The sequence below is a fragment of the Trinickia sp. genome, from assembly GCF_051954495.1.
In the GTDB taxonomy this organism is placed as follows: Bacteria; Pseudomonadota; Gammaproteobacteria; order Burkholderiales; family Burkholderiaceae; genus Trinickia.
Map to the genome: position 1 here is coordinate 1 of NZ_JBQCHR010000088.1, position 13,365 is coordinate 13,365.

13 protein-coding genes are annotated in these 13,365 nt (G+C 63.8%); 9 read left to right on the forward strand and 4 right to left on the reverse strand.

Going from position 1 to position 13,365, the window contains the following annotated elements; translation table 11 throughout:
- A partial coding sequence (locus ACTHNR_RS12245) for a hypothetical protein (RefSeq protein WP_440547891.1) occupies nucleotides 1-460 on the forward strand: 460 nt, incomplete at its 5' end.
- Between the two features lie 30 nt (nucleotides 461-490).
- On the opposite strand, the gene ACTHNR_RS12250 is transcribed toward ACTHNR_RS12245, so the two are convergent.
- Entirely contained in the window at nucleotides 491-898 is a 408-nt protein-coding gene (locus ACTHNR_RS12250) for a cupin domain-containing protein (protein ID WP_440547892.1), read from the reverse strand.
- Between the two features lie 297 nt (nucleotides 899-1,195).
- Here ACTHNR_RS12250 and ACTHNR_RS12255 point away from each other — a divergent pair, with 297 nt between their 5' ends.
- Genes ACTHNR_RS12255 through ACTHNR_RS12265 form a run of 3 tightly spaced genes read left to right on the forward strand, consistent with a single transcriptional unit; the run spans nucleotide 1,196 to nucleotide 3,984 of the window.
- Nucleotides 1,196-1,948 carry an SDR family NAD(P)-dependent oxidoreductase gene (locus ACTHNR_RS12255; RefSeq protein WP_440547893.1) on the forward strand — a complete coding sequence of 251 codons (753 nt, stop codon included), beginning with the start codon at nucleotides 1,196-1,198 and terminating at the stop codon, nucleotides 1,946-1,948.
- Between the two features lie 43 nt (nucleotides 1,949-1,991).
- Entirely contained in the window at nucleotides 1,992-3,170 is a 1,179-nt protein-coding gene (gene rhmD, locus ACTHNR_RS12260; RefSeq protein ID WP_440547894.1) for an L-rhamnonate dehydratase, read from the forward strand.
- Between the two features lie 31 nt (nucleotides 3,171-3,201).
- The gene (locus ACTHNR_RS12265; protein WP_440547895.1) at nucleotides 3,202-3,984 is read left to right on the forward strand and encodes an SDR family NAD(P)-dependent oxidoreductase; all 783 of its coding nucleotides are present in this window, start codon (nucleotides 3,202-3,204) and stop codon (nucleotides 3,982-3,984) included.
- Here ACTHNR_RS12265 and ACTHNR_RS12270 read toward each other — a convergent pair.
- Nucleotides 3,978-4,943, reverse strand: a complete 966-nt coding sequence (locus tag ACTHNR_RS12270; RefSeq protein ID WP_440547896.1) for a LysR family transcriptional regulator — start codon at nucleotides 4,941-4,943, stop codon at nucleotides 3,978-3,980. The genes ACTHNR_RS12265 and ACTHNR_RS12270 overlap by 7 nt on opposite strands.
- 126 nt (nucleotides 4,944-5,069) lie before the next feature.
- Between ACTHNR_RS12270 and ACTHNR_RS12275 the strand changes: the two genes are divergently transcribed.
- The 5 genes from ACTHNR_RS12275 (at nucleotide 5,070) to rhaS (ending at nucleotide 10,718) form a co-directional block, all read left to right on the forward strand.
- On the forward strand, nucleotides 5,070-5,987 hold the full coding sequence (locus ACTHNR_RS12275) for an amidohydrolase family protein (protein WP_440547897.1): 918 nt from the start codon (nucleotides 5,070-5,072) through the stop codon (nucleotides 5,985-5,987).
- Between the two features lie 51 nt (nucleotides 5,988-6,038).
- Nucleotides 6,039-7,568, forward strand: coding sequence for a sugar ABC transporter ATP-binding protein (locus ACTHNR_RS12280; RefSeq protein ID WP_440547898.1), 1,530 nt, complete (start codon nucleotides 6,039-6,041; stop codon nucleotides 7,566-7,568).
- A 23-nt stretch (nucleotides 7,569-7,591) separates the two neighbouring features.
- A complete protein-coding gene (locus tag ACTHNR_RS12285) occupies nucleotides 7,592-8,614 on the forward strand; it encodes an ABC transporter permease (protein ID WP_440547919.1) in 1,023 nt (340 codons plus the stop codon).
- The gene (locus tag ACTHNR_RS12290) at nucleotides 8,607-9,623 is read left to right on the forward strand and encodes an ABC transporter permease (RefSeq protein ID WP_440547899.1); all 1,017 of its coding nucleotides are present in this window, start codon (nucleotides 8,607-8,609) and stop codon (nucleotides 9,621-9,623) included. The genes ACTHNR_RS12285 and ACTHNR_RS12290 overlap by 8 nt, the downstream gene beginning before the upstream one ends.
- An 87-nt stretch (nucleotides 9,624-9,710) precedes the next feature.
- Nucleotides 9,711-10,718 carry a rhamnose ABC transporter substrate-binding protein gene (gene rhaS, locus ACTHNR_RS12295; RefSeq protein ID WP_440547900.1) on the forward strand — a complete coding sequence of 336 codons (1,008 nt, stop codon included), beginning with the start codon at nucleotides 9,711-9,713 and terminating at the stop codon, nucleotides 10,716-10,718.
- An 82-nt stretch (nucleotides 10,719-10,800) separates the two neighbouring features.
- Here the strand turns inward: rhaS and ACTHNR_RS12300 are convergent, their stop codons facing one another.
- Both ACTHNR_RS12300 and ACTHNR_RS12305 read right to left on the reverse strand, forming a co-directional pair.
- Nucleotides 10,801-11,439, reverse strand: coding sequence for a LysE family translocator (locus ACTHNR_RS12300; RefSeq protein WP_440547901.1), 639 nt, complete (start codon nucleotides 11,437-11,439; stop codon nucleotides 10,801-10,803).
- A 111-nt stretch (nucleotides 11,440-11,550) separates the two neighbouring features.
- Nucleotides 11,551-13,152 (reverse strand): hypothetical protein, encoded by a 1,602-nt coding sequence (locus ACTHNR_RS12305; protein WP_440547902.1) that lies wholly within the window; start codon nucleotides 13,150-13,152, stop codon nucleotides 11,551-11,553.
- Nucleotides 13,153-13,365 lie beyond the last annotated feature (213 nt).

Sequence of the window (13,365 nt, forward strand, 5' to 3'; positions counted from 1 at the left end):
ACTTGCCGCCAGCTCGGCGGCTTACGCCGCCGCACCGCCGGCCGGCAAATCGCTGGCAACATACGCCAACATCCGCTACGGCTACACGATCGAATACCCCAAGGATCGTCTTGTTCCGGGCGAGGAAGCCGACGACGGCGACGGGGTCGTTTTTTCGGCGAAATCCAGCTCTGGACAAGTAGCCGTTTGGGGCAGGTACAACGCGAACCGCGATACGCCGGCGCGCATCCTTCGCGACGAGGAGCAATCGGCCTGCGCCGGCGCACCGGCCAGCTACGAGGTCAGCAAGCGAAGCCTCGTCGCGTTTTCATGCCGGCCGCAGAAGGACGCGATCGTCTATGAACAGATGATCATCCGCGGCGACACGCTCGTCGCCGTGCAGTTCAGCTATCCCGCGTCCGAACAAACGATGTGGTCGCCGGTGGTCAAACAAATGGCGCACTCGCTGAGCATTGAGTAATCACCGGCGCCGGCACGCAAGCGCCGCCGTTTACTTCGCCGGCACGAGCACCGGTGCGCCCTTGTCCTTGAGCAGCACGACGACGAACTTGGCCGGCTTCGTCTGGCTGGCGTTGCGGCCGACGACATGAACGTCGTTCGGCCCTTCATGGAAGGTCTGCCCCGGCGATAGCGTGACCTCCTTGCCGCCTCTCACCTGCATCACGATCTTTCCTTCCAGTACGTAGACGAAGGCTTCCGCGTTATGGCGATGCACTGGGTCCACCGCGCCCGGGGGGTACTCGACGCTGATCATCAGCGCTTCCTTGCCCGGATAATCGGCGAGCGCCTGGGTCATGAGCGGCGTGACATGCGCTTCGGGCGGGGCGGCGTGCGCCGTGCACACGAAGCCTTGCGCGGCGAGCAACGAGGCCGCGAGAGTGGACTTGATACCGGACATGATGTTCTTCCCATGAAGCGGCCCCACGTGCGGGCCTGTGTTGAGCGGGCTCCCGGTCCGCGACGGGCAGAGCGGGCGAGCGAAGGTTGTCGCGCCATTGCATCGTAGGTGTGCCCCGCGTCTCGCGGTAGCCTCCGGCATGGCCGCACTGTGTTGCCCGAAGGGCATCAATCCATTTTCCGGCGGCTCACGGTCGCAATGCGTTTTTGTTATCGCCAAATGCGCCTTTCGAATTGTTCGGCTATCGGCGCGCCTCTATAGTCTCCCGTCAACAGCAGCCTGAATCGAGGAGGCCTTGTGAACGAGATCGATCTGAACGGACGCACCGCCGTCATCACGGGCGGAGCGCGCGGCATCGGCTACGCGGTCGCGCAGCGTGCGCTGCGTTCGGGCGCCACGGTCGCCCTATGGGACGTCGATACGGAGCGGCTCGAACGTAGCCGCCGCGAGCTGTCCGAATTCGGCACGGTATCGGCCGTGACGGTCGACCTCGTCGACGACGCCGCCGTGGAACGCGCCGCGGCCGCGACCTTCGAACGGCACGGCGCCATCGACATCCTCGTCAACAGCGCCGGAATTACAGGCGGCAACGGGTTGACGTGGGAGCTCGATCCGCACATGTGGCGCCGCGTAATCGAGGTCAACTTGATCGGTTCCTACCTGACCTGTCGCGCGGTCGTGCCCCGCATGCTCGAGCGCGGCTACGGACGCATTGTCAACATCGCGTCGGTCGCCGGCAAGGAAGGCAATCCCAATGCATCGCACTACAGTGCGTCGAAGGCCGGCCTCATCGGGCTGACGAAGTCGCTCGGCAAGGAGCTCGCCACGCGCAACATCCTCGTCAACGCCGTCACGCCGGCCGCCTGCAAGACCGAGATATTCGATTCGATGTCGCAACAGCACATCGACTACATGCTGTCGAAAATCCCGATGAACCGCTTTCTCATGCCGGACGAAGCCGCTTCGATGATTCTCTGGCTCGCCTCGGAAGACTGTGCATTCAGCACAGGCTCGGTATTCGATCTGTCGGGCGGCCGCGCCACCTACTGATTGTCGATTACCGATAACCGATCACCGATGCGGGGTGTCATTCATGGCCATGCCAACCATCAAAGAGGTGCGCGCCTTCACGGTTCGCGGCGGCGGCGCCGACTATCACGATCAAGCGGGAGGTCATTGGATCGACGATCACATCGCAACGCCGATGGCCCGCTACCCCGAGTATCGGCAAAGCAGGCAATCGTTCGGGATCAACGTGCTAGGCACGCTCGTCGTTGAAATCGAGGCCAGCGACGGCAACGTCGGCTTCGCCGTGACGACCGGCGGCGAAATCGGCGCGTTCATCGTCGAAAAACATCTCGCCCGTTTCCTCGAAGGCCGCGCCGTGACCGACATCGAAACGATGTGGGATCAGATGTACTACGCGACGCTCTACTACGGGCGCAAGGGCATCGTGCTCAATACGATCTCCGGCGTCGATCTCGCGCTCTGGGATCTGCTCGGCAAAGTACGCGAGGAGCCCGTGTTTCAACTGCTCGGCGGCCCCGTTCGCGACGAGCTCGTCTTCTACGCCACGGGCTCCCGCCCCGATCTCGCCAAAGAGATGGGCTTCATCGGCGGCAAGTTGCCGTTGCAGCATTGCCCGGCCGAAGGCGAGGAAGGGCTGCGCAAGAATCTCGACAAGCTGGCCGAGATGCGCCATCGCGTCGGCGACGATTTCTGGCTCATGTACGACTGCTGGATGAGTCTGGATCTGCGCTACGCCACCCGCTTCGCGCACGCCGCGCATCAATACGGCCTGAAGTGGATAGAAGAATGCTTGCCGCCGGACGACTACTGGGGCTATGCCGAACTGCGCCGCAATGTGCCGCCCGGCATGATGGTGTCGACGGGCGAACACGAGGCCACGCGATGGGGGTTTCGCATGCTGCTGGAAATGGGCTGCTGCGACCTGATTCAGCCCGATGTCGGGTGGTGCGGCGGCTTGACCGAACTCGTCAAAATTTCCGCGCTCGCCGATGCGCACAATGTCTTGGTCGTGCCGCACGGCTCCTCCGTCTACAGCTACCATTTCGTCGTGACGCGGCACAATTCGCCGTTCTCGGAGTTCTTGATGATGGCCCCCGAAGCCGACCGCGTCGTGCCGATGTTCACGCCGCTGCTGCTCGACGAACCCGTGCCGGTCAACGGACGCATGAAAGTGCCCGATACGCCGGGCTTCGGCGTGCGGCTCAACCCCGAGTGCGCGCTCGTGCGCCCGCATACGCATTGAGGGGTCGACCCAACGACGCAAGGAGGTAGTCGTGCTACTCGAACACAAGGTGGCGATCGTCACGGGCGGATCGCGCGGCATCGGGCGCGCCATCGCGCTCGCCTGCGCACGCGAGGGCGCCGATGTCGTCATCAACTACTGGGGCGACAACGATGCGTCGTACGGGCGGCGCTCGGCCATCGACGAAGTCGTCCGCGAAGTGCAGAGCCATGGGCGGCGCGCGGTGGCGGTGGAAGGCAACGTCGCCCTGCCCCAGACGGGCGTCGATCTCGTCCGTCACGCCGTCGACGCGTTCGGCAAGGTCGATGTGCTCGTGAGCAATGCCGGCATCTGCCCGTTTCATGCCTTTCTCGATATGCCGCCTTCAGTGCTGGAGCGAACGGTCGGCGTCAATCTGAACGGCGCCTTCTATGTCACGCAAGCCGTCGCGAACCAAATGAAGGAGCAAGGCACGGGCGGCGCAATCGTGGCGACGAGTTCGATCAGCGCGCTGGTCGGCGGCGGCATGCAAACGCATTACACGCCGACGAAAGCCGGCGTGCATTCCTTGATGCAATCGTGCGCAATCGCTCTTGGACCCTACGGCATTCGCTGCAATTCGGTGATGCCGGGCACGATTGCGACCGACCTCAATGCGCAGGATTTAGCCGACGCCGAGAAACGCGCCTACTTCGAGCGGCGCATCCCGCTCGGGCGGCTCGGCGCACCGGAAGAAGTGGCCGATTGCGTCGTCTTTCTCGCTTCGGACCTAGCTCGCTACGTCACGGGCGCGTCGCTGCTCGTGGATGGCGGCCTATTCGTCAATCTTCAATGAGCCTTGCGTAGGCGCGCATCGGCGATCGGCTGCGAGAAGCGCCGTAAGAGCGTGACGAAGTGGTGCGCCGCTTCCGGCAATGCCTCCTCCTTGCGCACGAGGATACCGTAGCCGGGCAAGCTCTTGCCGATCTCCAGCGGCAACGCGACGAGAAGCTTGCCGCGCACGTGGTCGCGCACCACGGATTCGGGCAGCATCGCCACGGCGTCGTAGGTTTCGATTAGTTGCAGCGTGGCGAAGACGGAGCCGCATTCGGTCAGGTTCGAGGGCGTATTGAGCCCCGCGTGGGCGAGCTCTTCCTCGAACAGCACGCGCGCGGGGCTCGTGACGGGTTGCGCGACCCACGGCCATTGGACGAGTTCGGCCAGCGTGACCGATGCTTGCCGTGCGAGCGGATGATGGGTCCGTACGACGAGCACCAGCGTTTCATGCGCAAGCGGCTCGAAATGGAAGTCGTTGTGCTGAAGCGAAGTGGTAAATCGCGCGAGCGCGAGATCGATCTCGCGGCGGTAAAGCAGTTGAACGATCTGATCGCTCGTCTCGCCGAGGATGCGTACGTTCAGCAGCGGCCGTTCGGTTTTCAGCGCGGCGACGGCCAATGCGAGCACGTCGGGCGCGGCGCCCATGATCGCGCCGACCGTCAGCTGGCCGTGGCCGCCCTTGCGCTTGACGTCGAGATCCTCGGCAAAGCGCGTCAGCTCCGACAAAGCCCGGCGCGCGTAGGCGAGGACGACGGCGCCCAGCGCCGTGGGGGTCATGCCGCGCGCGTTGCGCTCGAAGAGCCGGAAGCCGAATGCGTCTTCGACATCCCCCAGCATGCGGCTCGCGCTGGGTTGAGCGACGTTGACCTGGTCCGCGGCCTGATGGACGTTGCGCGTATCGTCGAGCGCGACGAGCAGCGCAAGATGCTTGAACTTGAGCCGATTGACGAGCGATAGAACCGCGGCGGACGATGTCATGGGTGATTCGCTTTTTGGATCGCGCAATGATGATAACGGATTGGTTTGTTATCGCACGGCGATTTATAGTCCTTTCAACCTGCCGCCGCCAGACGAGCAAACACGTAGACGAGTGGAGACGAGGCGATGCAAGTGGTGGATCCGCATGTGCACTTCTGGGACTTGAAGACGCACCACTACCCGTGGCTCGCCAATCCGGGCGAATCATTCGTAGGCAACGCGAAAAGGCTCGCCCACGACTACCTGCCGAGCGATCTCCTCGAGGACGCCGGCCCCGTGGAGATCGTCAAGGTGGTGCACGTCGAGGCCAATCACGATCCGCTCGATCCCGTGGAGGAAACGCGTTGGCTGCAATCGTTGGCCGATGCGGCGGGTGCGACGGCGCCGACCACGAAGTCCACCGCCGCCATGCCTCACGCGATCGTCGCCGCCGCCGATCTGAGCCGGCCCGATGTCGAGGACACGCTCGCTGCGCATGCGGCGTTCGCCAACACGCGCGGCATTCGGCAAATCCTGAACGTGCACGCCAACCCGCTCTATGGCTATGTCGACCGGCACTTCATGCGCGACCCGTTATGGACGAAGCACTTCGGTCTGCTCGAACCCTACGGGTTGTCGTTCGACATGCAGTTGTATCCGTCGCAAATGCAAGAGGCCGCTGAGCTCGCGCGCCATCATCCGAATACGCAAATCGTGCTCAATCACACGGGCATGTTCGTCGATCGCGATAGTCCGAGCGGATATCGCGCATGGCGCGACGGGCTACGCGCGCTCTCGGCGTGCCCCAATGTCGCGGTGAAAATCAGCGGGCTCGCGATGTTCGACCATCACTGGACCGTCGAAAGCCTGCGGCCCTACGCACTCGAAGCGATCGATGCATTCGGGACCGAACGCGCGATGTTCGCTTCGAATTTTCCGGTCGATCGCCTGTTCGGCACGTACGACGCCCTATGGCAAGCCTATTCGCGCATCGTCGCGGGCGCGAGCGAAAGCGAACGGGCCGCCCTCTTCAGGCGCAATGCCGAGCGCATTTATCGCATCTGAATCGCGCGAATGACGCGCGATACGAACAAAACGATGGAGACGAATTTGGACATGGCACACCCTTCGCCGCCGACGCCGCGTCTTGCGTTGCGAGGCGCGACCAAGTCGTTCGGTCAGGTACGCGCCCTCGTTCAGGGTGAGCTCGTCCTGATGCCCGGGCAAGTCCACGCGCTGCTCGGCGAAAACGGCGCGGGCAAGTCGACGCTCGTCAAAATCCTCGCAGGCGCGCATGCCCCCGATGCCGGCGAGCTGCGTATCGACGGCACTGCACGGCGCTTCGAATCGCCTGCCGACGCGCGTGATGCGGGCATCGCCGTCATCTATCAAGAACCTACGCTGTTCTTCGATCTATCGATCGCGGAAAACATCTTCATGGGGCGGCAACCCGTCGACCGCTTCGGACGGATCGATTTCGACGGCATGCATCGGGAAGTTGCGAGCCTGCTGGCGTCGCTCGGCGTCGATTTGAAGCCGCGGCAGCTCGTGCGCGGTCTATCCATCGCCGATCAGCAGGTGGTCGAAATCGCCAAGGCGCTCTCGCTGAACGCCAACGTTCTCATCATGGACGAGCCTACGGCGGCGCTTTCCTTGCTCGAGGTAGAGCGATTGTTTTCCATCGTCCGCTCGCTGCGCGAACGCGGCGCGGCCATCTTGTTCATCACGCACCGGCTCGAAGAAGTCTTCGCGCTCACGCAGCATGTCACGATCATGCGTGACGGCGCGAAGGTGTTCGATGCGCCGACCGCCGACATGACCACGGCCGATATCGTCGCGAAGATGGTGGGGCGGGACCTCGAAACGTTTTATCCGAAGGCCGATGTCGCGGCGGGCGAGGTCAAGCTGTCAGTGCGCGGCCTGACGCGCATAGGCGTGTTCAAGGACGTGTCGTTCGACGTCCGAGCCGGCGAGATCGTCGCGCTAGCGGGGCTCGTCGGCGCGGGCCGCAGCGAAGTCGCGCGCGCCATCTTCGGGATCGACCCGCTCGACAGCGGGGAAATCCACGTGGCGGGCCGCCGCCTCGCGCCCGGCCGACCCGAGCGCGCCGTCAAGGCTGGGCTCGCCATGGTGCCCGAGGACCGCCGCCAACAAGGACTCGCACTTGAGCTCAGCATCGCGCGCAATGCATCGATGACGGTGCTGGGGCGCCTCACGCGCTTTGGGCTCATTTCGAGCGGGCGAGAGGAGTCGCTTGCAAGAGACTGGGGTATGCGGCTCCGCCTGAAAGCAAGCGATTTGCTCGCTCCGGCAGGCACGCTGTCCGGAGGCAATCAGCAGAAGGTCGTGCTCGGGAAATGGCTCGCCACCCACCCGCAAGTGCTGATCGTCGACGAGCCGACGCGCGGCATCGACGTGGGCGCCAAGGCCGAGGTATACGCGGCTCTGGCCGATCTCGTCCGCGGCGGCATGGCGGTGCTGATGATCTCGAGCGAGTTGCCCGAAGTGCTGGGCATGGCCGATCGCGTGCTCGTCATGCACGAAGGACGCATCAGCGCCGACATCGCGCGTGCGGATGCCGATGAGGCGCGCATCATGAATGCGGCGCTCGGGCAGGCGGACGGCCATTGGGGGAAGGCGGCATGACGACGACCACGCGCGCCGACGCCATGCGCCGAACCGACGCCGCCGCCGCGCCCCGGCTCGCGCTCTGGCTCGCGGATCTGGCCAAGCGCCGCGAAACGGCGCTCTTCGTCGTCCTCGTCGCCCTGATCGCCGGCACGGGCCTCGCGCGTCCCCAGTTTCTCAATCTGCAAAATTTGCGCGACGTGCTGCTGAACGTCTCCATCGTGGGCTTGCTGACCGCGGGTATGACGCTCGTCATGCTGATGCGGCACATCGATTTGTCGATCGGGTCGGTCGTGGGCATCAGCGCCTATGGCGTCGGTACGCTCTTCGTCGCCTTCCCGCATATGCCGGTCGTCGTCGCGCTTGCGGCCGGCATCGGCATCGGGTTGATCGGGGGCGCCGTCAATGCGGCGCTCATTGCGATCGGGCGCGTGCCCTCGCTCGTGGCGACGCTGTCGACGTTGTACATCTTTCGCGGCGCGGACTATGCCTGGGTCAGCGGCGGACAGATCAACGCAAGCAGTTTGCCGAACGCCTTTTCGATGCTGGCGACGGGCTCGGTGCTCGCGATCCCGACGCTGGTTCTGCTCGCGGCCATCGTCTTGACCGGCCTCGGCCTATATCTCAAGCAGTTCCGCGGCGGTCGCGAGCACTACGCGATCGGCTCCAATCCGGAGGCGGCGCGCTTAGCGGGCATTCAGGTCGAACGGCGTGTCATGATCGGTTTTCTGATCTCGGGCGCCATCGCAGGGTTGGCCGGGGCATTGTGGCTCGCTCGCTTCGGCACCGTCGACGCGAGCACGGCAAAAGGCATCGAACTGCAAGTCGTCGCGGCCGCCGTCGTCGGGAGCGTGGCGATCAACGGCGGCTCCGGCACGATCCTTGGCGCGACGCTCGGCTCGCTCGTATTGGGCGTCATCGGCATCGCGCTGGTGGTGCTGCGCATCTCGCCGTTCTGGGAACAGGCGATCCAGGGCGCATTGATCGTCGCCGCCGTGACCGTCGATACGCTGCTCGCCCGTTCGTTGGCGAAGCGCATGATGAGGAAGCGCGACCATGGCTGAACACAATGTCGAGCCGTCCAAGACCGTGGCGAACCGACGGCCTGTCCATTTAACCTGGGAGGCGATGCTCGCGGTCATTCTCATCGCGTCGCTCGCATTTGGGCGGATCTTGTCGCCCGTGTTCGTCAACGCGGACAACCTAGGCAACATCCTGCTGGATATCACCGAAATCGCGCTGATGGCGCTGCCGATGACGTTCATCATCGTCATGGGCGAAATCGATCTATCGGTGGCCTCCGTACTCGGCGCATCGAGTGCGCTGATGGGTGCGCTGTGGCACATGGGGCTGCCGATGCCCGCGGCGATGGCGCTCGCAATCGTCGGCGGAGCCGGCGCCGGGTTCGTGAACGGATGGCTCGTCGTGCGCCTCGAGCTGCCCTCTCTCGCGGTGACGATCGGAACGCTCGCGCTGTTTCGCGGGCTCGCCTACGTCTTGCTCGGCGATCAAGCAATCGCGGATTTTCCCGCTGCGTATACGGCGTTCGGGATGGATACGCTCGGCGCGACCCACATTCCGCTGCCGTTCATGACCGTCATCGTCGCCGCGGCGCTGTTCTGCACGGTTCTTCATGCGACGCCCTTCGGCCGCAGTCTCTATGCGATCGGCGCCAACGGCTGCGCGGCAAGGTTTTCCGGCATCGACGTGAACCGGATCAAGCTTCGGCTGTTCGTTCTCTCGGGCCTGGTCAGCGCCGTCGCCGGCATCATTTTCACGCTGCGCTTCACGAGCGCGCGCGGCGACAATGGCGAAGGTTTCGAGCTCGCGGTCATCGCCGCGGTCTTGTTCGGCGGCGTCAGCATCTTCGGCGGTCGCGGCTCGCTCTATGGCGTGCTGCTGTCGGTGCTGATCGTGGGCGTACTCAGAAATGCATTGACGCTCGTCGACGTATCGAGCGAAACGCTGACGATCGTCACCGGATTGCTCCTGCTGTCGTCCGTGCTCATTCCCAATCTCGTCGCGCTGTGGCGCTCGCGCAAGGACAGGCTGGCCGTGGCGGCAGGGCGGTGACGAACCGTCGATCGGCAAGCGCAATTTCCAAGGAGCCGGACGAAAAGCCCGGTCGTTCAAGTGAAAGGCACCATGAGGAGACAGACGATGCATCAACCTTTGCGCGCCGCGGCCGCGGCGACGTTGGCCGGCCTGCTGCTGGGTTTCGCGATCGCGGCCAACGCCGCGGACATCAAGGAAGGACTGAAGATCGCGTTCGTACCCAAGCAGATCAACAACCCCTACGAGGTCACCGCCGATAACGGCGGGATGGCCGCAATCAAGGACTTCAAGGGCGAAGGCAAGGTAGTCGGCCCGTCCGACGCGGGCGCCTCTTCGCAAGTTTCGTACATCAACACGCTGACCACGCAGCATGTCGATGCGATCGTGATCGCCGCCAACGACCCGAACGCCGTCGTGCCGTACTTGAAGCGCGCGATGGCGCGCGGCATCAAGGTCGTGACGTTCGATTCGGACACCGCGCCCGCCGGTCGCACGATCTTCGTCAACCAGACGAACGCCGAACAAATCGGCCGTGGGCAGATTCAACTCGCCGCGAGCCTCATGCACAACGAAGGCGAATTCGCCATTTTGTCGGCCACGCCCAACGCGACGAACCAGAACACGTGGATCAAGTGGATGAAAGAGGAACTGAAGAAGCCCGAGTACGCGAAGATGAAGCTCGTCAAGATCGCGTACGGCAATGACGACGATCAGCAATCGTTCGTCGAAACGCAAGGGCTGCTTCAAGCGTATCCGAACCTCAAGGCGATCGTCGCGCCGACGTCGGTGGGAATTGCCGCCGCCGCACGCTATATTTCGTCGTCGCCGAGCAAGGGCAAGGTGGCGGTGACCGGCCTCGGCACGCCCAATCAAATGCGCGAGTTCGTCAAGAACGGCACCGTCACGGCGTTCCAGTTGTGGGACCCGGGCCAACTCGGCTACTTGGCCGCTTACGCCGCCGCGAATCTCGCCTCGGGCGCGATCACCGGCAAAGCGGGCGAGACGTTCTCGGCGGGCAAGCTCGGCACGCGCACGATCGGCCAGGATGGCGAGGTGATCCTCGGGCCGCCCCAAACGTTCAACGCGAGCAACATCGACAAGTTCAACTTCTGATCGGTGGCGAAGCGCGCGTCCGCGTGATTCGAACCCGGACGCGCCTTGTCACCGCATCGCCGCGAACCGCCGTGCCATGCGGTCAAATCCCAACCTTCGGCGCTGCGAGGATCAGTCGCAAGCCCAGGGCGGTAATCGCGCCGGCGGCGATGCGATCGATCCATTTCTTCGCACGCAGATAGACTTCGCGCGGACCCTTGCTCGAGAAACAAAGCGCCACGAGCGTGTACCACCCGAATTCAACGCAAAACACGAGCGGCGGCAACGCGAAATAGCACCAAAGCGGCGGATGCTGCGGCAGCAGCGCGGCAAAGATACTGCCGTACCAAATCGCCGTCTTCGGATTACTCAATTGCGTCGTCAAACCGATCCAAAACGATTTGCGCGGGCGACCGGAACCGGCGGCCGCCGCATCTTGCATCGCGATCGGCCGATCGGCTCCGCGCCAGATCTTCGACGCGACGAAAATTAAGTAGGCGCCCCCTGCGATCTTGAGCCCGATATAAAGCCACTCCACGGCTTGCAAAAGCGTATAGAGCCCAGCCAACGCGATACTGCCGAAGAAAATGCCCCCAATGCCCATGCCGAGCGCGGTGGCCAGGCCATCCCTACGAGAAAGCCCAATAGCGTTGCGTGCGACGATGACGAAGCTGGGGCCTGGAATCATGGCGCCCAGCAAGAGCGCAGCCACGATGGCGAAAATGGCGGCTGATGCGGTCATGGATATCTCCTCCTATAGAAAGGAATAACGCTCGGAGATTCTCGCAGAATCGGTTCGTTCAAGCAGCCAACGATGCATGCGTTTGCCACCGAGCTCGGCATGGGCTACGCACTACTCGCTTGCGCGGAGATTCGTAACCGGCTGGCGGCGCTCGAACGATTCGCTTTCGCCCGTGCCCGCTATTCGCTGCGACGCGGCGCGCTGCAAGACGGCCCCCGTTGGGGGACCGGACGAGTGCACGCCGGTTGCGAGCAAGGGGCCGCTCTGCGTGCTGCCGTCGGTTCGCGCGCCGATGGGAACGTGCGCTTCCGGCGGAACATCGATGTGAATTTCCTCGATCACCGGGGACTCGCGCCGAGGCGTCTGCGTCGAGCGATACGCGGTCACGGGCGATTGCGTCAATTCGTACTGCGCCAAGCCGTCGCGCTGCGCCTCGGCATCGTGCGCGGCCCCCGTGTGCGGGTCCCGCTTCGCGAACATGCCGGCAAATGCGGTGTACAAGGTGCCCAGGATCAACCCCGTCAACAGATTGCCGTAGTTCGTCTCTTTCGTGGCATCGAGCTGGGGCGTTTTCGCGCTGAAGTTGTACGCGGCCATCACCACGACACCGAACAGCGCTGCACGCGCGGGATACGTTCCCAGCAACATGTTTGCAACTTCTCTGCCGGTCGGCGCCTGCAGCGACAGCCGATTGCGGAAATGATCGTTCACGCGGGTCAAACCGCCCATGAACTTTTCGAGCGCATTGCCTTGCGTTTCGTCCATCCCTTCCTTGAAGAGATGCGCCAGCGTAAGGTTGACGTCATCCGTCAGTTCACCGGCGCCGTTGATGACGCCGGTCAGGCCGTCCGCGCGAACCGACGTACCAGGCGCCTCGTAGGACATCAGCGAACCCACGCCCATTTCCACGCCGCCGTACTCCACCCCCGATGCAAGCGTAGGCGCGAACTGGATGCTCTTCATTTGGCCGGGCGTGCGAATGAAAAGCTGCGACGTATCGCGGCCGAGACAGTAGGCAAGGCCAAATGCCGCCAGCGCCGGCGCCGCCGCGCCCAAGTTGCCGAGCGCCGCCGTGACCGCGAGCGACGTCGCGGCAACGAGCCCGAGCGCGCCGCGCCCGACCGACGACCACGTCGTGGCTGTGCCGTCCTTGTAGTCCTTCACGCCGCCGGCCGCCAGCAGCACGACCGGCAGCGCCGCGATCAAACCACCGGCGATCTTGCGCGTTTCGTCGGTAAAGCCTTTATCGTCGTTCATGCCATGCGAGCCCAACTGACGGCAGAACGTCATCAGCATCACGCAGAAGCCGCCCTTCACCGACATATTGAACAGCGAGGCGAACTTCATCGCCGTCTTGTTTTCAAAGTTGTTGTTGGCGACATCCAGCAAGAACCGGGCAATCGCGTTTTGCTGCGCACGCGGCGTTTTCAACTGCCAATTCGCGAACAGGCCCGCGTGGCCGCTTTGCTCGATGACTTGGCGCAGCTCGGGGTTATGGGCGAAATTGCCGTGCAACAAGTCGATTGTCGCGGCCTCCAGGCGTCTTTCGTCCGGTGTGAATTCGTCCCTGATACGGTTGATCCCGTCGTCGAGTTCCCGGCGAACGGACGCTTGCGTCAGCACGGACACGTTGCTCGAAGCGGGATGAATCGCGGATGTCCGCACATCCTCGGTCGATGCCGCGCGAATGTCGTCAGCCGAGACTGTGCGCACCGACGGCGTCGGGCCTTGCGATCGCCGAAGCGAATTCTGCGAAGTCTGGGAATCGACGGACAAGCGTGGCGAGCGAGACGGCATTCCTTCGAAGGAAGTCGACCGAGGCATCGTCGAGGATTGCGGCGTGGCGACCGGCGGCCGGTCGTGCCCCTCGCGCTCCCGCAGCTCGTTTGCTTGGACCGACTCGCTCGCGTCAGTACCCTCTACCGC